Raw genomic sequence first — 21,632 nt, forward strand, 5'->3', positions numbered from 1 at the left:
TACAGTAACGCAAGCAATTACTTGTCTTTCTCACTTAATTCAAGCCACATGGCGTTTAATACGGCAAAGGTACAGGCTAAGCCTGTACCTAAAATCCAGGAAAAATACCACATACTGTCTCTCCTAATAGGCTGATTCGTTTTTAATAGTGTCAACTGTGACCTTCCCACGCAACACCCGATAGACCCAGCTTGTATAGATTAAAATAAGGGGGAGGAAGATCACGGTTGCTATAAGCATAATAAACAACGTTAACTGGCTTGATGAACTATCCCAAACAGTTAAACTCTGATCCGGATGGCTTGAAGAGGGCAGTATGAAGGGAAACAGGCTAAGGCCTACGGTGGCAATAATACCGATTACCGAAAAAGAGCTGAAGATAAAAGCCAGAATGGCTTTCCTGGTTAAGCCTATGGCAAGTAATGCAGCGATAATTGCTCCCGCAGGTACAACTATAGTGATTGGTGCAAACTGATAGTTTGCCAGCCAGGCACCACTTTGGCGCATCACTTTTTTATAAAGCGGATTCGATGGCCCTTCGTGGGAAATTAAGCTGGTTAAATGATAGCCGTCAATATAATAATAAAGCCATAGGCCGCCGAATATAAACAAAAGGACTGTTAAAAAAGCAGAAACTTTGGCGGCAGTGACCGCACGATGCTGGATGCGCCCTTCAGTCTTGATATTAATAAAGAAAGCTCCATGCATTGCCAGCATTGCAACGGAAGTTAGACCGCATAACAATGCAAAGGGGTTTAATAGTGCAAAAAAAGTACCTGTATAAAAAGGACGCAGGCTTTCATCGAAGTGAAAGGGAACACCTTGTATTACATTCCCAATAGCCACACCAAACAGTAGGGCAGGAATAAAACCGCCTATGAAAAGTGCATTGTCCCAGAGATTTCGCCAGGTTGGATTAGGCAATTTGGAACGGTATTTAAACCCGACAGGACGTAAAATCAAAGCAAGCAGGATAACCAGCATGGCCAAATAAAAGCCGGAGAAGGACAATGCATACAAGGCTGGCCAGGCAGCAAAAATTGCACCGCCACCGAGAATAAACCAGACTTGATTTCCTTCCCATGTTGGGCCGATGCTGTTAATGAGGATCCGGCGCTCGGTGTCTGTTTTGGCAAGCCAGGGCAGCCATATTGCTACGCCTAAATCAAAGCCATCCATGACCGCAAAGCCAATGAGCAATATTCCCAACAGTGCCCACCATATTACGCGTAAGGTTTCATAATCTAAAGGCATGTTTATTCTCCTTCATTAGTGAAGCCATCAGGCCCCAGACGAATATATTTAATCATCAGATAAACTTCGATGACTGCCAGGATGGTATAAAAGAGAATAAAACCGGATAATGAAGTCAACACTTGTGAAGCACTGACTGATGAAGTACCTAATGCGGTGGGTAAAATACCTTGTACCACCCAGGGTTGACGTCCATATTCCGCGACTACCCATCCCAGTTCGGCTGCAATCCAGGGTAAGGGCAATGACCAAAGCGCTAGATGTAAATACCAGCGTGAAGTATGCAACTTACGCTTTATCGATAGGTAAAAACCAACTGCAAAGAGTAAAATAAAGAAAATCCCGCAGGCGACCATGATGCGGAAAGAGAAGAACAAGGGTTTAACGTGCGGCTCAAGATCCTGGGCTGCTTTGCTGATTTGCTCATCAGTCGCGTCAACTACTTTCTCAGTATATTTTTTTAATAGCAGGCCATAACCTAAATAATTCCCATGAGCGGTAAAATCGGCTTTGGCTTGCTCATCCTGCGGGTTTTTCTGTAAGCGGGTTAGGGCATCATAGGCTTTTATCCCTTCGTGAATGCGTTGCTTCCCTTGTTCAATCAAATCAAAAATGCCTTCAAGGGGTTCATTGAATGAACGAGTGGCGATTAAACCCAGAACGTAGGGAATTTCAATGGCATAATCGGTATGCATGGTTTTTTCATTGGGAATACCAAAGAGAGTCAATCCTGCAGGTGCCTTCTCTGTATGCCACATTGCTTCCATCGCCGCAATTTTCATCTTTTGGTTATTGTTAGCCACATAACCGCTTTCATCCCCAAGAACAACCACGGATAAGGCGGAGGCCAGGCCAAAAGAAACCGCAACAGTCATCGAGCGTTTGGCGAACTCTTTATTTCGCCCACGTAAAAGAAAATAAGCACTGATAGCCAAAACAAAAATAGCGCCTGTTACATAGCCTGCGCTAATGGTGTGAACAAATTTGGCTTGGGCAACAGGATTGAAGATAACGTCTGCAAAATTACTGACCTCCATACGCATGGTTTGGTAGTCAAATCTTGCACCGACTGGATTTTGCATCCAGCCATTGGCAATCAGGATCCACAAAGCGGACAGGTTAGTGCCCAAGGCAAGCAGCCAGGTACAGGTAAGATGTTGTAATTTTGTTAATTTGTCCCAGCCAAAGAAGAACAACCCGACAAAGGTAGCTTCAAGGAAAAAGGCCATTAAGCCTTCAATCGCAAGGGGGGCACCGAATACGTCACCTACATAATGTGAATAATAAGCCCAGTTAGTGCCGAACTGAAACTCCATAGTCAGGCCAGTGGCTACGCCCAAGACAAAGTTAATCCCAAACAAGACACCCCAATATTTCACCATCCGACGCCATATTTCACGGCCAGTCATGACATAGACTGTTTCCATGATGGCAAGCAACAGTGACAATCCTAATGTCAGCGGAACGAAAAGAAAATGATACAGGGCGGTTAAAGCAAACTGTAAGCGGGAGAGATCAACGACTTCACTACCAGGAATCATGGCTTACCTCAAAGACTGAAGTTACGCATCAAAATAAAATCATTCTCAGCTGTTGCAGTCTGTTGACAACCAAGCTCTCAGCGTCAAGGGTACAGACTAGACATCAAGAAATCATTTTTATTTTACCGGACGTGTAGTATCAGATGACAATCCAGAACCTAACAGCCACTCTTTTGTCGTATTTGATGGTCTTTGAATATCCTTAAAGCAAACAAACCATAAAGCAACAAGCAATATTAACTTGACCAATAGCGTTAACAAGATATCACGGGTCAAAGGTTTCATAGATTGTTTTCTGGTGAGAACACCCCGCCATTTTAATTTAAATTGGTCTTTAAAACCAGCATTCGGTTTAATAAAAAATCAATTTTTTCGTTAACTCATCTGAAATAGAGTTGACGCTTAAAAATATCGAGTTTTTTATTAGTATCTGGGCAAGGTTGCTATATTCCCTTGCCTGCCTGCGTTGGTAAAACTAAGAAAATTGATTGGTTTTTGCTGTGCCAGATTGAGGATTTAGCTTGTCGTCAGGGTTAACATTAGCACTTTTCACGGAGTAAAATCGACTATTTGCTGCCAGCAGCTGAGGGGTTGGAATGGCTTCCGGTTGATTTTTCAATTCCTCATTGGCTAAAGCAGTGGCGGATAAAAGTTCTTCATGTAGATTTTTTTCTTTATGAAATAAGCGCTGAAAGGCTTCATTCTGAAGCGCCTGTGGATATTTCTGCCAGACCCTGGCTCTCTCAAGATGTAAAAAAGCTGCTTGATAATCTTTCAGATCATAGGCGACCTCGGCTTTTATCAATTCTTCGTTTGCCTCAGGTATGAGTTTATTTTCTGGCGTATTTCCATTCTCTTGTTTTATTTGATCGTCTTCTTCTTGTAAGGTAATCTTGGATTTTAAGGCCCGCATCGCTCCAAGAGCAGGAATCAGTTTGGAGAACTCGTCGATGAAACATTTTTTCTCTTCGGGCTCTGTAAACAAAGCCTTGCATGTCCTTTCATTTGTAATCAATGCTGTAACTACGTCTCTTAAGAGATCTAAAGCTTCGAAAGATGGGGTAGTATTCTTAGTTTTTTGTGAAAAAAATCTTTTAATAAGCGACAACACATCTTGAAGGAATGACAAATTTATTTGCATTTCAGGCTGGACTGACAGACGTTCAGTCAGAGAGAACAGAAGGTGAAGTGTCAGCAATAGGTCTTCTTTACAGGCGTTTAGAAAAAGCGCGCTTTGGCCGAATATATCATCATTTTCGCATTGAAGCATTTCCTCAAATCTGCTGGTGCACCTCATCATCTGTTTTTTAATTTTAGTGGGTTCATCATCGACTTCCTTCGTAGATAGATCCAGCGATGGATTCTCCTTAAGAAAGCGGCTGATCACCTCTTTACCCAAATAACCGTTACTGAACAGAAAAAGAAGCATGTTCTTATCCACTGATGCATCATAAACAGTACGCATCAAGCCACGAACATAAAAATAAAGCCAATCTTTCGAGGCTGAATCATCATTAAAATATTGGCTAATGTATTTTTCCTGCAGCAAATACTGAACTTGAGCCAAATCATTTACTTTGATTGCCGGCAACAGCAAGTGGTGGAGTAGAGAAAATTTGATTAAATTTTTATATTCAGCATTGCCTTGAGTCTCCAGGACATGGCAAAAGAAATCAATCAATAGGTTTTTAAATACCTTGCTTTCTGCCTTGCAGGTTGCTTCGATAATATGAACAAACCATCCTGGATGGTCAGGAAAATAATTTTCAAATGCAGTTTGCCTTGTTTTGTCAAACCAGTGCTTCAGATATAAAAACAAATTATTTATTTCTTCTTTTTTTAAAAGACAGGCATCAAGTTTTTTTTCAAAGCCGATGTTTCCAAGGTTATCATCACAAAGCAGGCTGTCTATAAACTTATCTGAACAATCGGCAACCCAGCTTGAACGAATCTCTGCCTTATCCACAGGATTTATCTTGTTTTTTAAGTCTTCTATGGTGTTAAATTTACTCCTTGCGGAACATACTTGATCACCATCAACATAGACCCATAGTCTGTTGTTATGCATACCTAATGAGAGTACTAGTTGTCCATTGCAATGCGGGGACTCTTTTGCCAAATAGGGAGTAAATAGCTCATCGTTTACCTCAAAAAAAGGTTTTGTGTTCCAGCTTGATGAAAATATAATCTGAAAAACCCCATTTGCCTTTAGCCACTCCCTGCTTCTTTCTGGATTTAATCCAAGGAGTCTAACCTCCTGATAGGATAATATGATTTCAATACGACCTTCTTTGTTACTTTTCTTTATTTTATTTATAAGGCCCTGAGCAATCGACTCCAACTGCTCAGCAGTGTATTTATCTGTCATATTATCCCTTTCATAAAGCGCAAAAAGGGGTACATATTGCCGGTTTAACCGGCATTAATCAATATTGAGTATATAAGTGGGTGCGATTAAAACTGAGGTTGGTGTTAATTAATGGTAGCCTGGATGGAGCGCCAGCGAAATTGTAAGGGATACGGGTTTATTATCAACCGCCGATCCCGGATTTCACTGACGCTGCATCCAGGCTACGACTTCCAAGGAAAAACCGCACTTTAAATCACACCCTATAGTTGCACCGATCAGACTGCCTCCAGAATAGCAGCAACCCCCATTCCGCCAGCTGTACAGATTGATATCAGGCCTCTGCCTTTGCCTTTTTGATGAAGCAGTTTGGCAAGATTGCTGACGATACGTGTGCCTGTTGCTGCAAAAGGATGGCCAAGGGCAATGCTACTCCCATTGATATTCATTTTGCTTTCGTCAATTAAACCTAAGGCTTGATTGCGGTTAAGTACACGGTTGCAGTAATCTTTAGAGGCCCAGGCTTTTAAGTTACAAAGTACCTGGCCTGCAAAGGCTTCATGAATTTCGAAAAAATCAAAATCCTCAAATGATAGTTTATTGCGTTTTAAAAGCTCACTCACGGCAATTACCGGTGCCATCAGCAACCCTTCTCCCTGTACAAAATTGATCGCAGCAACTTGCGCATCAATAAATCGTGCAAGGACAGGATGATTGTATTTTTGGGCTACGTTTTCACTTAATAAATAAACTGCTGAGGAACCATCAGTTAGCGGGCTGCTGTTACCTGCTGTTAAGGTTCCCTTTCCAGAGGTATCAAATGCAGGTTTTAGCTTGGCCAACTTTTCTATAGTAGAGTCTGAGCGGATAGTTCCATCTTTTTTTAACCCCCTATATTCCATAACCAGATCATCATAAAATCCTTCTTCATAGGCTTTGATGGCATTTTGATGGCTTCTTAATGCTAACTCATCTTGCTCTAATCGGGAAACGTCCCATTCCTTAACCATTTTTTCAGCATGCTGACCCATTGATAAGCCAGTACGTGGTTCTATGACGGCAGGGAACTGGGGCTTTAGATCAGTTGGCCGAAAAGAAGCGAATGTTTTTAATTTGGCGATAAAATCTTTTGTTTGTCGTAATTCAATGAGTTTACGAGTAAACGAAGGAGGGTACATAACAGGAAGATCACTATTTGAATCCACCCCGGCTGCAATGCCATCATCAATTTGATGATTGGCAATTTTAAGTGCAATTTGTAATGTTGTTTCCAGACTTGTTCCACAAGCACGCTGTAGCGTATAGGCAGGCGTATGAGGATCAAGGTTGGTACCCAATACCGATTCCCGGGCTAAATTCCAATTATTGGAGTTATTGATGACTGCTCCAAGTCCCACATCCCCTAAAATTCGTCCTTCCAGATTCATCTTTTTGACCAGCGCTTGTAAGGATGCAATCATCAAATCTTGCGTAGATATTTGTTTATAAGTGGTTAGCGATTTAACAAAAGGGGTTCTAATGCCCCCAGCGATATACACTGGTCTTGTCTTCATTCAGAAAATCCTTATCTTTAATAACAGTATAGATGTTGGCAATCGGTTTTCTGTGGTGGATGCTGGGTCGTTGAGTAGTTAATTGCTACCCGACTAAAGAATATTACCCTGCAAAGTAACTAGTGTCTCGTCAACAGGCGCTAATCATTTTGAATAATCTTTGCTTCTACATCTTTTTTCATCACAATGATGGTAATTCGACGGTTGACCGGGTTTAATGGGTCTTCCTTATCAAGCAAGACAGTGGAAGCGTAGCCTGTGACCCGCATGACTTTATCTTCTGGCATTCCTGCTTTAACAAGAGCTCGACGAGCAGTATTTGCCCGTTGCGTTGATAACTCCCAGTTACTTTGGTTTAAGTCATCAGGATTATGATAAGGATGATCGTCAGTATGTCCCTGAATACTAATTTTGTTTGGGGAGCTATTTAAAAGTTGCGCTATTTTGTCAAGAACCTGAAGCATTTCCGGATCGATTTCATCGCTTCCCATGCCAAACATCGGTTTATTATTATTGTCAACCAGTTGGATTCGTAACCCTTCGGAATCAATTTCCATTAGTAATCGGTCCTTCAGGTCAGCTAAGGCTGGGTCATTGACAATAGTGTGCATAATATTGGATTTTAATTCCTGCAATTGCTGCATTTCGCTTTTATCTTCCGAAGTTTGTTTGTTGGCTGAGACTTGTCCATCTTTTCTTTTAAGGTTATCACCTCCGCCGTCAATGGTCTTTTTTCTTGCGCCTATACTGTCACCACCAATAAGGGCAATTCGTAGTGGTTGCTTAAAGTATTCAGACAAGCCCTCCTTTTGTGCTTTGTTGAGTGAAGAAATTAACCACATAAGAAGGAAAAAGGCCATCATTGCCGTAACAAAGTCAGCATAAGCAATTTTCCAGGAACCTCCATGATGACCGCCATGAGATTTTTTGACTTTTTTTATAATAGTTAAGTTCTTATTATCTGCCATATTCTACCTATGCTGCTTGCCTGGCAGGCTTCATTTCCTCGCTTAACTCATTAAAGGAAGGCCTGGTTGTAGTGAACAATACCTTGCGTCCAAATTCGGTGGAAATAAGCGGCGGATTATTATGCATGCTGGCTAAAAGGGTTACTTTGATGCAGTTTAATACTAATAATGATTCGTTTGCCCGTTGCTCAAGGGCAGTTGCCAATGGACCAATGAAGCCATAGCCTAACAATATCCCCAGAAAAGTCCCTACAAGCGCTTGTGCTACTAATACGCCTAGTTCACTCGGAGGGAGGTGGATAGACTCCATCGAGTGTACTACCCCTAAAACGGCGGCTACTATCCCAAAGGCTGGCATGGCGTCTGCGAGTTTGGAAATCGCATTTACGGGAATTAATTCTTCCTGGTGATAAGTTTCTATTTCACTGTCCATCAGTGACTCAAGCTGGTGAGGTTGCAGATTGGAGGTAATAAGCAGACGAAAATAATCGCAGATAAACTCCACCACATGAGGCATTGACATAATTCGAGGGAAGTTGCCGAAAATAGCACTATTTGCCGGATCGTCAACATCATTTTCTAATGACATAAACCCCTCCTGACGACCTTTGGTCAGTAAGGCAAAAAGAAGGCCAAGCAAATCATTGTGCATCATCTTGGCAGATTTCGCACGTCTGAATAAAGTGGGCAAAGCGTGAGCTATAGACTTTAGCACACTGCCGCTGTTTCCCACGATCAAGGAGCCAACAGCAGCACCACCTATGATTAGCAACTCCACAGGTTGGAATACAGCTGCCAGATGACCACCGGCTAACGCGAATCCGCCAAAGACAGAAAGTAAAATGACAATATACCCAAGCAAAACGAGCATCGTTCTTCCCTATATTCTTTAACTCCATGATATCAAAAGAATTTAAGCATTCAACACATTTGATAGCAAATTAAATATTGTTTTAATCCTTATTTCATATAATCGTGAACGACCCGACCATAGGGAAGTGTTAAATCTGAAACGAAATGAACGGCGTTAATCACCTTTTTGACCGGTAATCTGGCAACTGGCGCCAAAGCATGATGGTATAATTCCAGTTGGGCAGGCCCAGTCCATGCGCCTTTTATCGTTACATCTTCCAAATGATATTCTACCAGCTCACAAATACGGGTACTGCCATCGACGTGGGGGATAACTTTTAGCAAATAGCATGGTGCTACAATCGACTCAGCTACTTTCTTGATATCAAGTGTCTGGTATTTATAGCCCATTGTAGCGGTTGCAATTCGATTACAACCATAATCCAATGTCCCCAGGAGGGTTTCTTTTTCAACCGACAAACAAGGTTGGGCAAGTTTCTTGGGAAATCCCCAAATTTCACGGCCGCCAGCAATAGGGGGATGATCATCCAGGTACATGGCATGCGTATAGCCGCCTTCTTTACCCTGGTAGCGGACAGGAATAACCTGGCCTGATTCTGTATAGTCCCCAAATCCGGTTGAGTCAGGCATACGGATGACTTCAAAATTTACCCAGGGCTTAGTGACTTCCAACGGTGCTGGCACAATTTCGCGGAGCAAGTCCATATCAGTTTCATAGGTGATAATCAGGTATTCACGATTGATGAAACGATAAGGACCACGGGGATAGGACGGGCTGCAAAAAGGCATTGCAAACGCATTTTCTCGAATATGTGCTTCATTCATTTGTCAAACTCCTGTTTAGTAGCAAATCGGATAGAGTCAGAGATATCGCCTATGTTGTAATTTTATTAGGCACATGTTAAGGAATAAGCATATGCCTTGATGTTATTACTCCATAAACCAGCCATGAGAGACAACTAAAGCTTGTCCCGTTAATGCGTTTGAGTTGAATGAAGCAAAAAATAATGCAGTTTGAGCTACATCCTCAATTGTAGTAAATTCACCATCGACAGTATCTTTGAGCATCACTTTTTTAATCACATCCTCTTCACTCATGTTGAGTTCTTTAGCTTGCTCAGGTATTTGCTTGTCTACTAATGGGGTACGTACGAAGCCTGGACAGATAACGTTTGCACGAACACCATGAGCAGCTCCTTCCTTGGCGACTACCCTGCATAAACCAAGTAAACCGTGTTTGGCGGTAACATAGGGCGCTTTCAACTTGGATGCTTCTTTGGAGTGAACAGATCCCATATAGATAATACTGCCGCCTTTTCCTGCAGAATACATATGCTTAAGCGATGCTTTGGTAGTAAGGAATGCTCCATCCAGATGAATGGCCAGCATTTTTTTCCAATCGGAAAAAGCTAATTTATCAACAGGATCAATAATCTGGATTCCGGCATTGCTGACAAGAACATCGATGCTGCCAAAACGGCTGGCTACAGCATCAATGCCTTCATTAACTTGCCCTTCATCAGTGACATTCATGGCAACAGCCATGGCTTGGCTGCCCATGGATTCAATTTCTTCGACCACTTCCTGGGCTTGATTAAAATTCAGATCAGCGATGGCTACTTTTGCCCCTTCACGAGCATAAACAAGTGCAATTTCCTTGCCGATTCCACTGGCAGCCCCGGTAATTACAGCTACTTTTCCTTTCAGCTTCATGTCTACTTTCCTTGTATTTTAATCGATTTTAGCAGTATAGCAGTGAGTTTATTATTTTGCTATTTGGATTCGGGTTGAAATGGAGGCCTGGATATTCAGGGAAAACATGGGGGTATAAATAGCAGCGGCATAAAGGATTTTGTGTCCTTTATGCCAACTGAAAGTCAACAGTGGAAGAATTATTACAGAGATCAGTAGTAATAATAGCGACCTCTGTACCAGCGTCTTCTATCTTCTTGTTGTCCTATCTGATGGCCAATTAGTGCGCCAGCGCCAGCGCCAATAATAGCTCCAGCTCCGCGACCGCCACTTACTGCATAGCCAAGGCCAGCTCCGGCGGCGGCACCTGTAGCGGTTCCTACCTGAGTAGCGGTACATGAAACCAGTCCTGTGGTCGATAATCCCAAGAAAAACATAATTGCTATTAATTTTTTCATGGTTAGGTCCTCTTGAAAATTGATCCTTCACTAGGGATATTAGTACAAAAAAATACACTTAGCCCATTTTTAATTCAGTTATTGGGTATGGTTGGTGTGCTAAAAAAATATAATTAATTGTAATAATGGTGATTTTTCTCAGATAGTGAGCAAGCATGTTTTTAATGGTAAAAATCTGGAGTCAGGATTCCTGTCTATCAAATCGCGGGTAAGCGCCCAATTTCTTTTACGCTTGAGAAATTGTTCATCCATCAGTAGTATTGAATTTTAATTTTCAGTAAAAATGAGGGAACTATGTTTCGGGGTAGTATTGTCGCACTGGTGACACCTTTAATCGATGGCAAAGTTGATACTGCACGTTTGAGAGAACTTGTAGAATTCCATATCAGTGCCGGAACCCATGCTATTGTTGCAGCGGGAACCACTGGCGAGGCTGGAACCTTATCGCATCAGGAAAAACTGTTGGTTATCAAAACCGTAATAGAGCAAGTTCAGGAAAGAATCCCGGTAATTGCAGGAACTGCAGCCAATGCTACTAAAGAATGTATTGAATTGACTCAAGAAGCTATGGAGTCTGGTGCGCATGCAGCACTGATTATGACTCCGGCTTATATCAAACCCACGCAAGAAGGACTTTTCCAGCATTACAGCCATATTGCTCATGCGGTGGCTATTCCAATTATTTTGTATAACGTGCCCAGCCGTACTGCCTGTGATATGCAACCGGAGACTGTGGCACGACTTGCGAAAATCTCCAATATTATAGGAATTAAAGAGGCGACTGGCCAAATGTCCCGCTTACAGCAACTCTTGCGCCTATGTGAAGGGATTGATGTGTATAGTGGGGATGATTTGACTGCGGCTCAATGGATGTTGGCAGGGGCAAAGGGGACTATATCTGTCACTGCTAATGTGGCAGCCAGACAGATGGCCAAGTTATGCGATGCCGCCCTGGATAATGATCAGGCAGGTTGTATGCGGCTCAATGAGCAGTTAATGCCGCTTAACCAATTATTGTTTGTTGAATCAAATCCTATACCTGTAAAATGGGTGTTAAGCAGAATGGGTTTCATAGAAGATGAGTTACGATTGCCATTGACTTCATTATCAGTAGAACACCATAAACCATTAGAGCAGGTATTGCGTAGTTTGCAGCTTGTTTAATTAAGGAACAGTCGTTGTGAAGAAATTATGTGTTGTTGGTTTAATGTTTTTATCCGCTTGTTCGCACTATGCCAGTAATAGAGAGCAGCAATATCTACATAGTAAAAATGGGGAAAAAATAGTAGTACCCCCGCCTTTGACAGACAGTAACGTCAGTCATTTTTATGTTTTGCCGCCACAAAACCAGAATCCCCGGGTAAGTATTGCGCCGCCTTCCAATTCCGGGGTTGCATCCTAAACCTATTTAATGTGAAGACTACAATGGCAACAGAAGCGCAGGAATTAGAGATTATCCGTGAATTATCGACGCGCATGGTAGAGGCGCAACGAACCATCCGTATCTTGGACAGTATTAAATGGGATGAATCAGTCAAGCACGATTTTTTTCAGAATAAGGCAAAACGTTTACCCAAAGTCGATCGCGATTACTACCTGACCAAGCCGTTGCCGTTTGATGCGAATGAGAAGCAAGAGGAGTTTCGCTTGATTCTGAGGGATGCGCAAAATCAATTGGGTCAGTATTCACCGGTTACTCGATTAATCAAACGGCAATGCGAAGAATTTTCACGTGCCGTGCAGATGCTCGCTTCCCGTGGAACACCTGCGTTTTGTGAACTTTCCATGGAATTATATGGCAGTCCTAATGATGCTTTTTATTCCGGGGGGCCTCGATTAAGCGATTTAGGAACCTTGCTGTTTGACGTATTAACCGCCCTTGATGTGCAATTACAATCGGATGCTGATGTCAAGCGTCATACCCCTCAGCAAGCCCAGCAGTTTTTGCAGGAGCGACTGGGTCATTTTTTTGATCGGCATCCCGGCAAGGTTACTGTCATGGTCAGCGATGACATGGTTGCTGATGCCGCCGCCGGAGCAGATACGATTAAGTTAAGTCAACAGGCGATGTTCAGTGATCGGGATTTGAAATACCTTGAAGTGCATGAGGGGTGGGTTCATGTTGGCACTACGATGAATGGCGCCATGCAGCCTTATTGCTTCTTTCTGTCCAAGGGCTCGCCTTCAAGTAGTGTGATTCAGGAAGGTTTGGCTGTTATTACCGAGATAGTCACTTTTTCCTCTTATCCTGGTCGCGTGCGTAAAATCACCAATCGGGTGATAGCACTGGATAAAGTCAGGCAGGGTGCCAATTTTATTGATATTTACCGTTATTTTATTGACTGTGGCTTTACTGAAGACGAGAGTTACAATCATACGGTTAGAGTATTTCGTGGCAGCACCCCAGATGGAGGGCCTTTTACCAAGGATTTATCCTATGCAAAAGGCTTTTTGCTGATATATAACTACATGCGTTTTGCAATCAGCCAGCGTCATATTGATTCCATTCCGTTATTGTTTACCGGTAAATTAGTGCTTGATGACTTGCCTTTATTGGGCGAATTAAAGGAGCGTGGGCTTTTAACCCAGCCGCTTTATTTGCCGCCCCCATTTCGCGATCTTTCCGCACTTAGCGCCTGGATGAGTTTCTCCCTGTTTTTAAATCAATTCAGCTTAAGTGAAATTCAGAAAAATTTTCGTTTTTTATTAATATGATTCTGTAGTCATAAAGTTGAGAATAGGCTCTTTAATTATTAAATGGAGAAAACAATGGGACGATTAGTTGATGGGCAATGGCATGATGTCTGGTATGATACCTCTAAAACAGATGGAGCCTTTAAAAGAGAGTCTGCTCAGTTTGAAGATGGAATAAGTATCGATCCGAAGGCGCGTTTCCCCGCAGAAAAAGGCCGTTATCATCTCTATGTATCATTGGCTTGTCCCTGGGCCCACCGGACCCTTATTTTCAGAACACTTAAAAAACTGGAAAATTACATCGATGTTTCCGTCGTACACCCGCACATGCTTGAGAATGGCTGGGAATTTAAGTCTGGTATGGGTGCTACAGGTGATAAACTCTATGGCTTAAATTATTTATACGAGTTATACACCAAGGCAGATAGTCAATATACAGGACGGGTTACAGTTCCTGTTCTATGGGATAAAAAAGAGAAAACAATCGTTTCTAACGAATCAGCAAGTATTATTCGTCAATTTAATCAGGCGTTTAATCACCTGACTGGCGATAGGCAAGATTTTTATCCCGATGCTTTGCATGCTGAAATTGATGCAATAAATGATAAAATTTATCATGGGGTAAATAATGGTGTTTATAAATGTGGTTTTGCTACGACACAAGAAGCTTATGAGGAAGCTTATATTCAGTTATTCAGCGTACTCGATGAATTGGATAGGCATTTAACCAGTCACTCTTATTTGGTCGGTGGACAATTAACAGAAGCAGACTGGCGTTTATTTACAACCCTCATTCGCTTTGATGCCGTCTATTATGGCCATTTTAAGGCAAATAAGCAGCGAATCACCGATTATCAAGCATTACAGCCTTATTTGGAAAAACTTTTTCAATATCCAGGTGTACGGGAAACGGTAAACTTTTTGCACATTAAACAACATTATTATTTTAGCCATAAAACCATCAATCCAACACAGATTGTTCCCTTGGGACCGAAGCTGGCTTTTGATTGAAATTTAAGTTGATAAATACAGCCTAATTAAGACTAGCCAGGAAAGTTTATTTATGATAAATTATGTAAAAAAATTAGACATAAAGATTGTTGTTTAATCTTATCTCGCTATTTCTACGGGAGTCAGCATGGCCGGCATTCAAAAACACATTGAACAATTGGAAAAGAAATTTGAGGGGGCTCCTGAGCGAAAAAGTTTTTTAACCAGCATTTATATTTTGAATCAACTCTTACCAAATGAAGATTGTCGTAGGATCGTTGAGAAGGAAATTCCCCTTGATGGCGGTAAAGAGATGGGGGAACTTATTTCCCACATCCGTAATAATCTGGGTAGGAATAAGCTTGATGATACTTTGGCGCTGTTGCAGTATCTGCAAACCAATTTAAAGCTTCAGGAGACAGGGGGGCTAGAGCCATATAAAGCCGATATTGAGCAGGCTATAGGTATCATTGATAGGACTATTCAGGGGGCGAACAATCGTGAAGACAGGGATTACAGTGCTGCCTCAATCTTAGCCGCGGGAGCTATTCTTCCAGTATTTATTACGTTTATGGTTAATCCATTAGCAGGTCTTATCGTCTTGGGGGGAGCAGCTATTATCGTATCGATACTTGCTTACGCAGAGCATCGAGATCTCAAGCAAAGTAGGGCGAACATTGTAAATGAAACCTTGTCTGAAGTGCAGAAAAGCTTTCAGCCTCGGATTGACCGCCCTCGTTCGTTGCTTGGAGCCATGAGTATATTTTCTCAAGACCGTCCTTCAGAAGTTGAAGAGCCTTCTCAGCAATTGACTTCCAGCTGTTTAAACGAATAGAAAGATAAACCAATGCCCCGCTAGCGGTAGCGGGGGCATTTGTGTTTTAATAAGGCATTATTCCAATTGAGTTTAAGGGTTGAGTATGACCTTCGTTGTTACCGAAAATTGTATTAAATGCAAATATACTGATTGTGTGGAAGTTTGTCCGGTGGATTGCTTTTATGAAGGGCCTAATTTTTTGGTTATCCATCCGGATGAATGCATTGATTGCGCCTTATGTGAGCCGGAATGCCCGGTTGAAGCGATAGTCTCTGAGGATGATTTGACCGAGGAGCAGAAGCAATTCCAGCAGATTAACGCCGAACTGGCAGCAGCCTGGCCCAATATTACCTCTAAAAAGGAAGCGCCAGATGATGCCAAAACCTGGGAAGGCGTGGAAGGAAAACTGCAATATCTTGAAAAAGAGTGGAAGAAGTAGCCCCTCTCGCTGAAGATGTCATTGCGCATTGTCAGCGTGTACTAAGCGACAAAGGCAGACTGTCTACTGCGATTCCTGGTTTTGTGGCACGACCCTCTCAAGTTACATTGTCATTAGCTGTTGCGAAAGCGATTGATAGCCAATCTATCCTGGTTGCTGAAGCGGGCACTGGAACAGGAAAAACCTTTGCTTATCTTGTCCCCTGCCTGCTCAGCGGCAAAAAAGCCTTGATTTCAACGGCGACCAAAACCCTGCAGGATCAACTATTTCAAAAAGATTTGCCCTTGCTTATCCGCGCCCTCGGGCTTGCGGTTCGCGTCCAAAATCTGAAAGGCAGAGCTAATTATCTATGCCGTTATCGGGTCGAGTTACATGCAGAAGAAGGCCGCTTCAGCAATCCACAGTGCTCCCATGAACTATTACATATCCGTGAAAAATTGCCTCAGCTTACGGATGGTGAGCGCTCGGAGTTGCCAGAAATCAACGAAGATTCGCCGGTTTGGCCTTATGCAACGTCAACCACTGAAAATTGCCTTGGCAGTGAATGTGAGTATCATCAAACCTGCTTTTTGGTTAAGGCTCGCAAACGTGCTCTTGAGGCTGATATTGTCGTTATTAACCATCATTTATTTTTTGCCGATTCGCGCCTGAAGGAAGATGGTTTCGGAGAGCTGTTGCCTGGGGTTAATACAGTGGTCTTTGATGAGGCGCATCAATTGGCCGAAATCGCTGCTAATTTCAACAGTAACAGGATAGGGACTCGTCAAATCCGTGATTTAATTGATGATATATTAAAAGAATGGCCTATACTCGATTTGGCAAATCAACCGTTAAAAAAACTAAGTTTTCAGGCTGATCAAATTATTGCGCAATTATATTCCGCAGTACCTTCACGTGAGGAGCGGATGAGTTGGGAGATGGCAGCCCGCAATAAGGCTTTTATTAAAGCCTGGGGTGAGCTGCTGCAATTGGTTGATGAGCTACTGGATTGTTTCAACACAGCAGAGCCTGAAAAGGAGTCTGGTTTAATGCGCTGTTTTAAGCGTCTGCAAGAGATGAAAAACACGCTATTGAATTTCGCCGAAACCGATAAAATAAAAATCAAATGGCTTGAGCGTTTTAAGCAGACGCTGGTTTTCCACGCAACGCCTTTTGAGATTGCTGATTCCTTTAGTACCCTGCTTGCCCGTCAACAATCTGCCTATGTGTTTACTTCGGCGACTTTAACCATGAGGGATTCTTTTGATTGTTTTATCAAGCCATTGGGATTATCTCAGGTAGAAACCTTATCTTTATCCAGTCCCTTTGATTATCAACAGCAGGCTTTACTTTATTTGCCTCGGGAACTACCGGATCCAAAAGATACCCGTTACTATGATTTGTTATTAGAAAAAGCCTTGCCTGTAATTCATGCCTGCGGGGGGCGTTGCTTCTTTTTATTTACCAGCCATAAGGCATTAAAACTGGTTGCTCAAAGGCTGTCCAATACTTTAAACTATCCCCTTTTGATTCAGGGGGAAGAAGCCAAGCCTATCTTACTGGCTCGTTTTCGCCAGCTCGGAAATGCCGTCCTGTTAGGGACTGCAACCTTTTGGGAAGGAGTAGATGTTAAGGGAGAGGCGCTTTCCTGTGTTATCATTGATAAGCTGCCTTTTGCAAGCCCGACCGATCCTGTTATTCGCGGAAAAATGGCTTATTTCAAAGCAAAAGGTCTTTCAGGATTTAATGAGCTTTCTTTACCCAATGCGGTGTTGGCTTTAAAGCAGGGGGTAGGGCGATTAATACGTGATATCGATGATCGGGGGGTGCTAATGATTGCAGATCCCCGTTTGACTGGAAGAGAATATGGTCAACCTATTTTTGCCAGCCTGCCTTCACTGCGTAAAACGCGTGATGAACAAACTGTATTAAGTTTTATTAATGAGATTGGTCTTAAAAATGAACCTGTTGGCAATTGATACCTCAACAGACTGTGCCTCTGTTGCCTTGATGATAAACGGTGAGCTGCGAACCAGGGAGCAGCCTGCACTTCGTCAACATGCACGCGAATTGTTGCCAATGATAGAGCAGTTATTGGCTGAAACGGGTGCAAATTTAAACCAGCTAGATGGGATTGCTTATGGCAGAGGGCCTGGCAGTTTTACCGGGCTTCGGATTAGTTGCAGTGTGGCAAAGGGTTTGGCCTATGCGCACGACCTGCCTTTGTTGCCAGCGAGCAGTCTTGCCACTATAGCCAATGAAGCTTGCTATCAAAATAAAGAGAATGAAGAAACTGGTTTTTTAACTCTACTGGATGCCCGCATGAACCAGGTTTATTGGGCTTGTTTTACTGACAACCTTAATGAAGCAGAAGAATTCGTTTCTGATGTGGCGACGATTACTTTAGTTAACGATTACCCATTGATTTTAGCAGGTGTAGGTTTTGAGCCGTATTACAATCAGTTGCCGCTTGCTGTTCAAGCAAGAATTATCAAACAATGCACAATTTATCCTCATGCGCAGACGATGATTCGTATGGCGCTGGCGGGTCAATTAACAGAGCTGACCCCTGCTGAGGCATTACCTGTTTACATCCGTAACCAAATTACGCAAGGAGAACCTCGTGGATAAGCGATTGTTGGATATATTGGTTTGTCCTCTTTGTAAGGGTAAATTAATCCTTAAGAAAGAGGAGTTAATCTGTCGTTTTGACCGCTTGGCATACCCTATACGAGAAGGGATTCCTGTAATGCTTGAACAGGAAGGACGCTTAATTTCCCTGGAGGAGAAAGAGCAATTATGACTCCTGCATTTCATGTGGTTATCCCGGCGCGTTATCAATCAACACGCTTGCCTGGCAAACTATTAATGGATATTGATGGCCTTACTGTAATTGAGCGAGTTTACCGACAGGCGCTGAAGGCAAAGCCTGAATCAATTACCATTGCGACGGATAGCTTGCTCATTGCAGAACATGTGCAATCCTTTGGGGCAACAGTAAAGTTAACTTCAGCCAGCCATCAGACGGGAACTGATCGTATCGCTGAAGTTGTGGCTGGCGGTCAATTTGACCCGTCAGCGATTATTGTCAATGTTCAAGGGGATGAGCCTTTCATTTCCCCTCAGTTAATAGGTCAGGTGGCAGAAAACCTGATGAATTCAACGGCACCCATGGCAACCTTGTGCTGGCCTCTTGAAGGTCATGAACAACTTCATAATCCAAACATTGTGAAGGTCGTGCGTGATTGTGAGGATAACGCGCTTTATTTTTCCAGAAGCGCTATTCCCGCAAACCGTGACCAGCCGGAAAATATCGAATTGGTTTCTCGACATATCGGGCTATATGCCTATCGCGCCGCCTTTTTGCTTGATTTTGTCAGTTGGCCTGTCTGTGAGCTGGAGGCTTGTGAAGCATTAGAACAGCTTCGCGTACTATGGAGAGGTTATAAGATTAAAGTAGAGAAAGCTTGTGTACAACCCTTACAAGATATTAATACGCAGGATGATTTAAATTCTGCCCGCAGGCTCGCCTCTTTAATGGGGTAATCCCCTGTGTCATACTATCCTCCAAATTCAGAGGATAAATTGAGAGAAAAATACACTTCATTACCTTTTTCAATTAATTGCCGCTCTGTTTTGCAAGCGCCAAGTGTCGGGAAAAAACGGTATTTTGCCGTTCCGTCTTGTTTGACATAATGATAAGCCTGATAACTGATTGATTGTAACGGTTTAAGAATATGGGTACGTAGCCACTGTATAAACTGGGGGTTTGCACCATTTGAAATTTCTTCCATATGTTCGTTATGTAAGTGTTTTTCTACATTATTAAGCAAACTGTCATAATATTCTTTATCCTGAAAAGATAAGTCTATATTGATATATTTCTGATTAAGCTGATAAAATTCCTTATATATGCGAAACAAAGTAGGTAGTCTGGGATCAATTTTTTTTATTGTTTGGCATCCAATACTAGAAGCAAAACATACTTCTGGTTTTCGTTTGATTGATTCTAATTCAGGATTGCCAGGTTCTTTTAAAATCGTACGATCAATATGGGTATTGATAATACGGAAGATTTCAGTTTTTAAGGTATCAATAACAGTGAGAGATACGTTGTACTCTTTTGAATTCAAACGCTGTTCAATGATATTGGCTTTTTGGAGAGTGGTATCACATATTGTAAGTAAGTTTTTTGTTGCCAGGTATGCATTAGTCAGGTTGGAGTACCAGTGGGGCAAATCAATGCCGCGAACGGCATCCAGTTGTTCATAAATCTCCTCCATTGTTGCAGCGGCTTCATTTGCCTGAGTGACTTGGTTGCTCAAAACGTCTTTGAAGGGGTTGGTTGCACTTAATGCAGGGATGTGAAAATCGCTGGTATTAAGTTGAGCGCAGTTGATATTATTAGCAATCTTATCTTTTACAGTGTTTTTGCAACGACCTATTTCTGCCCTAAGCCGATTTAGGGCATATTCTGTCGCTTCTTGAAGAGGGTATAATTGCCCTGTATTGTTATCATCAGCCAGTGTAGCTGCCAACTGGTGTTGATTTTTGAATTTCTGTTCTAAATTTTCTTTGGAAGTGGGTTCTTGCAGGAACTCGTCATAATAAAATATCAAGGCAGCTTCTGCATTATTAAGCGCGTCTTTTAAGTCGGTTTGCATCTGCTCTTTTAGGCGAGAATACTCTTTTTTTAACTTATCAAGGCAATTCATAGAAGTTGCCCTTGATTGGTTAAGATCAATCTCTAATTGTTTAATTGCATTAAGTTCTGTGGATTGCCTGTCAGTCAGTGCCTCCAGGCGTGTAAGCGGCGAGGTAATCTTTAATAGTTCTTGCCTGCCTTCATCATAGCAGCAGAAGTGCTCTTCTGTTTTCCGCAAAAGCACGCACAAACGTTTTCTATTTTCATTTGCTTCAATTATTTGGTTATATTTAGCATGCTCAGAAGAAAATAATGATAATGTTTTCCCTAATTCCTCCAAAGATAAATCAATTTGTCTTTGAATCGTTTGATATCGGCTGCGAATTTCCTGATCTTGTTCCACTGCTACAGTGTTTAAAATATCATACTCTTTGATTGATTGAAGCGGCAAAGACTCTATTTTGGCCAAAACATGATAGATAGTCGCAATCTGCTTTTTTAGCATGGCTGGGTCTTTAGTTAGCTCGGGTGTAAACAGGTTTGCGGTTAAGCTATTAATTGCAATGCTATCGAGGGTTTGCGTTGTTGTTTTAAATGCAAAGAAGTTTGTTTTTCCCCCTAAATGTTGCAATAAGTTTTCGCGGATTGCTTTTGCTTTGTAGGGGGTAAGTATATTTTTCCCTTTTAGTTCTTGATAAAGTTCTTTACAAAACTGAGATAATTGATCGCGAAAAAAAACCGAATTTTCATCATTTTTATTGGTCAAATGAATCGTTGAGTAGTTGAAAAGAAATTTTTCCAGCCCTCGCCCGAATTGTAGCCTCGCTTCCATTAAATAATTGGCCAACTCTAAAGGACAATCAGTATCAGGCACTAAAAGTTTTTGTCTTGAGACGATCGATGCATGTAATGCCAATCGTTCTTCCTTTAAGCGGTTTAACTCACTGATTCCTTTTGTTAATTCGTTTAACAGGATTGATTGGTAACCTTCTTGATCAAGGTAGTGCTCTATACGGTGGTTAAGTTTAACCAGCAGGTTATCCGCTTCGGCAGTTTTATCTTTAAAAGCTATTATCTGCGGTTTTAAAATAACATCGTCTTGAATTGATTTTTCCACAGCTTTGTCTGGCAGGACACAGCGGCTATTTTCTGTGGTTAATAGATCAAAGGATTGTTGCAGTCTGTTAAATTCGGTTAAGAAGAAATCTGGATCGAGAGATTCGGTGTCTTTGCTTTTTTTTGCCGTGACAAACATGCCCTTACTATCCTGGCTTCTCAAAATGCGCCCACATTATCACGCAAATCTTAAGGAAATATTAAAGAAACTTTACATAATTGCAAAATAATTTAATTTGTACAAAAATATGGTTTCTCGTTTAAAA

General features: G+C 42.0%; 22 protein-coding genes. 10 read left to right on the forward strand and 12 right to left on the reverse strand.

What is annotated here, in order from left to right; translation table 11 throughout:
- Positions 1 to 17: 17 nt before the first annotated feature.
- The 11 genes from cydX to E1O65_RS06330 form a co-directional block, all read right to left on the reverse strand.
- A complete protein-coding gene (gene cydX / locus E1O65_RS06285; protein WP_133132748.1) occupies positions 18 to 113 on the reverse strand; it encodes a cytochrome bd-I oxidase subunit CydX in 96 nt (31 codons plus the stop codon).
- 10 nt (positions 114 to 123) lie between these two features.
- Positions 124 to 1,254 carry a cytochrome d ubiquinol oxidase subunit II gene (gene cydB / locus E1O65_RS06290; protein ID WP_133132749.1) on the reverse strand — a complete coding sequence of 377 codons (1,131 nt, stop codon included), beginning with the start codon at positions 1,252 to 1,254 and terminating at the stop codon, positions 124 to 126.
- Between the two features lie 2 nt (positions 1,255 to 1,256).
- Complete coding sequence (locus tag E1O65_RS06295; RefSeq protein WP_133132750.1) at positions 1,257 to 2,795, reverse strand: cytochrome ubiquinol oxidase subunit I; 1,539 nt, start codon at positions 2,793 to 2,795, stop codon at positions 1,257 to 1,259.
- A 117-nt stretch (positions 2,796 to 2,912) separates the two neighbouring features.
- Complete coding sequence (gene cydP, locus E1O65_RS12560; protein WP_165474916.1) at positions 2,913 to 3,080, reverse strand: cytochrome oxidase putative small subunit CydP; 168 nt, start codon at positions 3,078 to 3,080, stop codon at positions 2,913 to 2,915.
- Positions 3,081 to 3,270: 190 nt separating this feature from the next.
- Positions 3,271 to 5,163, reverse strand: a complete 1,893-nt coding sequence (locus E1O65_RS06300) for a hypothetical protein (RefSeq protein WP_133132751.1) — start codon at positions 5,161 to 5,163, stop codon at positions 3,271 to 3,273.
- 257 nt (positions 5,164 to 5,420) lie between these two features.
- A complete protein-coding gene (locus E1O65_RS06305; RefSeq protein WP_133132752.1) occupies positions 5,421 to 6,695 on the reverse strand; it encodes an acetyl-CoA C-acetyltransferase in 1,275 nt (424 codons plus the stop codon).
- A 140-nt stretch (positions 6,696 to 6,835) separates the two neighbouring features.
- Entirely contained in the window at positions 6,836 to 7,663 is an 828-nt protein-coding gene (gene motB / locus E1O65_RS06310; protein ID WP_133132753.1) for a flagellar motor protein MotB, read from the reverse strand.
- Between the two features lie 7 nt (positions 7,664 to 7,670).
- Positions 7,671 to 8,534: a flagellar motor stator protein MotA gene (motA, locus tag E1O65_RS06315; protein ID WP_133132754.1), complete on the reverse strand. Its 864-nt coding sequence runs from the start codon at positions 8,532 to 8,534 to the stop codon at positions 7,671 to 7,673.
- 89 nt (positions 8,535 to 8,623) lie between these two features.
- Positions 8,624 to 9,361: an acetoacetate decarboxylase gene (locus E1O65_RS06320; RefSeq protein ID WP_133132755.1), complete on the reverse strand. Its 738-nt coding sequence runs from the start codon at positions 9,359 to 9,361 to the stop codon at positions 8,624 to 8,626.
- A 105-nt stretch (positions 9,362 to 9,466) separates the two neighbouring features.
- Positions 9,467 to 10,249 (reverse strand): 3-hydroxybutyrate dehydrogenase, encoded by a 783-nt coding sequence (locus E1O65_RS06325; protein WP_133132756.1) that lies wholly within the window; start codon positions 10,247 to 10,249, stop codon positions 9,467 to 9,469.
- 191 nt (positions 10,250 to 10,440) lie between these two features.
- Entirely contained in the window at positions 10,441 to 10,686 is a 246-nt protein-coding gene (locus tag E1O65_RS06330; RefSeq protein WP_133132757.1) for a glycine zipper domain-containing protein, read from the reverse strand.
- A 294-nt stretch (positions 10,687 to 10,980) separates the two neighbouring features.
- Here E1O65_RS06330 and dapA point away from each other — a divergent pair, with 294 nt between their 5' ends.
- The 10 genes from dapA to kdsB all read left to right on the forward strand — a co-directional run bounded on the left by dapA (position 10,981) and on the right by kdsB (position 19,151).
- Complete coding sequence (gene dapA, locus E1O65_RS06335; protein WP_133132758.1) at positions 10,981 to 11,850, forward strand: 4-hydroxy-tetrahydrodipicolinate synthase; 870 nt, start codon at positions 10,981 to 10,983, stop codon at positions 11,848 to 11,850.
- A 16-nt stretch (positions 11,851 to 11,866) separates the two neighbouring features.
- The gene (locus tag E1O65_RS06340; protein WP_133132759.1) at positions 11,867 to 12,088 is read left to right on the forward strand and encodes a hypothetical protein; all 222 of its coding nucleotides are present in this window, start codon (positions 11,867 to 11,869) and stop codon (positions 12,086 to 12,088) included.
- Between the two features lie 23 nt (positions 12,089 to 12,111).
- On the forward strand, positions 12,112 to 13,401 hold the full coding sequence (locus E1O65_RS06345) for a flavohemoglobin expression-modulating QEGLA motif protein (RefSeq protein ID WP_133132760.1): 1,290 nt from the start codon (positions 12,112 to 12,114) through the stop codon (positions 13,399 to 13,401).
- Between the two features lie 54 nt (positions 13,402 to 13,455).
- Complete coding sequence (locus E1O65_RS06350; protein ID WP_133132761.1) at positions 13,456 to 14,391, forward strand: glutathione S-transferase family protein; 936 nt, start codon at positions 13,456 to 13,458, stop codon at positions 14,389 to 14,391.
- Between the two features lie 127 nt (positions 14,392 to 14,518).
- Positions 14,519 to 15,205, forward strand: coding sequence for a hypothetical protein (locus tag E1O65_RS06355; RefSeq protein ID WP_133132762.1), 687 nt, complete (start codon positions 14,519 to 14,521; stop codon positions 15,203 to 15,205).
- Between the two features lie 85 nt (positions 15,206 to 15,290).
- Entirely contained in the window at positions 15,291 to 15,626 is a 336-nt protein-coding gene (fdxA, locus tag E1O65_RS06360) for a ferredoxin FdxA (RefSeq protein ID WP_133132763.1), read from the forward strand.
- Positions 15,614 to 17,584 (forward strand): ATP-dependent DNA helicase, encoded by a 1,971-nt coding sequence (locus E1O65_RS06365; RefSeq protein WP_133132764.1) that lies wholly within the window; start codon positions 15,614 to 15,616, stop codon positions 17,582 to 17,584. The genes fdxA and E1O65_RS06365 overlap by 13 nt, the downstream gene beginning before the upstream one ends.
- Positions 17,565 to 18,236, forward strand: a complete 672-nt coding sequence (gene tsaB, locus E1O65_RS06370; protein WP_133132765.1) for a tRNA (adenosine(37)-N6)-threonylcarbamoyltransferase complex dimerization subunit type 1 TsaB — start codon at positions 17,565 to 17,567, stop codon at positions 18,234 to 18,236. Before E1O65_RS06365 ends, tsaB begins: the two co-directional genes overlap by 20 nt.
- Positions 18,229 to 18,408 carry a Trm112 family protein gene (locus E1O65_RS06375; RefSeq protein ID WP_133132766.1) on the forward strand — a complete coding sequence of 60 codons (180 nt, stop codon included), beginning with the start codon at positions 18,229 to 18,231 and terminating at the stop codon, positions 18,406 to 18,408. The genes tsaB and E1O65_RS06375 overlap by 8 nt, the downstream gene beginning before the upstream one ends.
- Complete coding sequence (kdsB, locus tag E1O65_RS06380) at positions 18,405 to 19,151, forward strand: 3-deoxy-manno-octulosonate cytidylyltransferase (RefSeq protein WP_133132767.1); 747 nt, start codon at positions 18,405 to 18,407, stop codon at positions 19,149 to 19,151. Before E1O65_RS06375 ends, kdsB begins: the two co-directional genes overlap by 4 nt.
- 14 nt (positions 19,152 to 19,165) lie before the next feature.
- Here the strand turns inward: kdsB and E1O65_RS06385 are convergent, their stop codons facing one another.
- The gene (locus E1O65_RS06385) at positions 19,166 to 21,505 is read right to left on the reverse strand and encodes a hypothetical protein (RefSeq protein ID WP_133132768.1); all 2,340 of its coding nucleotides are present in this window, start codon (positions 21,503 to 21,505) and stop codon (positions 19,166 to 19,168) included.
- Between the last annotated feature and the right edge of the window lie 127 nt (positions 21,506 to 21,632).

This window comes from Legionella sp. W10-070 (genome assembly GCF_900640175.1).
In the GTDB taxonomy this organism is placed as follows: domain Bacteria; phylum Pseudomonadota; class Gammaproteobacteria; order Legionellales; family Legionellaceae; genus Tatlockia.

Excerpts from the sequence above, each read along its gene's own strand:
- E1O65_RS06355 (WP_133132762.1), top strand. The coding sequence starts at position 14,519 with ATGGCCGGCATTCAAAAACACATTGAACAATTGGAAAAGAAATTTGAG.
- kdsB (WP_133132767.1), top strand. The coding sequence starts at position 18,405 with ATGACTCCTGCATTTCATGTGGTTATCCCGGCGCGTTATCAATCAACA.
- cydP (WP_165474916.1), bottom strand. The coding sequence starts at position 3,080 with ATGAAACCTTTGACCCGTGATATCTTGTTAACGCTATTGGTCAAGTTA.
- cydB (WP_133132749.1), bottom strand. The coding sequence starts at position 1,254 with ATGCCTTTAGATTATGAAACCTTACGCGTAATATGGTGGGCACTGTTG.
- E1O65_RS06295 (WP_133132750.1), bottom strand. The coding sequence starts at position 2,795 with ATGATTCCTGGTAGTGAAGTCGTTGATCTCTCCCGCTTACAGTTTGCT.
- E1O65_RS06320 (WP_133132755.1), bottom strand. The coding sequence starts at position 9,361 with ATGAATGAAGCACATATTCGAGAAAATGCGTTTGCAATGCCTTTTTGC.
- E1O65_RS06345 (WP_133132760.1), top strand. The coding sequence starts at position 12,112 with ATGGCAACAGAAGCGCAGGAATTAGAGATTATCCGTGAATTATCGACG.
- motA (WP_133132754.1), bottom strand. The coding sequence starts at position 8,534 with ATGCTCGTTTTGCTTGGGTATATTGTCATTTTACTTTCTGTCTTTGGC.
- E1O65_RS06300 (WP_133132751.1), bottom strand. The coding sequence starts at position 5,163 with ATGACAGATAAATACACTGCTGAGCAGTTGGAGTCGATTGCTCAGGGC.
- dapA (WP_133132758.1), top strand. The coding sequence starts at position 10,981 with ATGTTTCGGGGTAGTATTGTCGCACTGGTGACACCTTTAATCGATGGC.
- E1O65_RS06350 (WP_133132761.1), top strand. The coding sequence starts at position 13,456 with ATGGGACGATTAGTTGATGGGCAATGGCATGATGTCTGGTATGATACC.
- tsaB (WP_133132765.1), top strand. The coding sequence starts at position 17,565 with ATGAACCTGTTGGCAATTGATACCTCAACAGACTGTGCCTCTGTTGCC.
- cydX (WP_133132748.1), bottom strand. The coding sequence starts at position 113 with ATGTGGTATTTTTCCTGGATTTTAGGTACAGGCTTAGCCTGTACCTTT.
- fdxA (WP_133132763.1), top strand. The coding sequence starts at position 15,291 with ATGACCTTCGTTGTTACCGAAAATTGTATTAAATGCAAATATACTGAT.
- E1O65_RS06305 (WP_133132752.1), bottom strand. The coding sequence starts at position 6,695 with ATGAAGACAAGACCAGTGTATATCGCTGGGGGCATTAGAACCCCTTTT.
- E1O65_RS06325 (WP_133132756.1), bottom strand. The coding sequence starts at position 10,249 with ATGAAGCTGAAAGGAAAAGTAGCTGTAATTACCGGGGCTGCCAGTGGA.
- E1O65_RS06330 (WP_133132757.1), bottom strand. The coding sequence starts at position 10,686 with ATGAAAAAATTAATAGCAATTATGTTTTTCTTGGGATTATCGACCACA.
- E1O65_RS06385 (WP_133132768.1), bottom strand. The coding sequence starts at position 21,505 with ATGTTTGTCACGGCAAAAAAAAGCAAAGACACCGAATCTCTCGATCCA.
- motB (WP_133132753.1), bottom strand. The coding sequence starts at position 7,663 with ATGGCAGATAATAAGAACTTAACTATTATAAAAAAAGTCAAAAAATCT.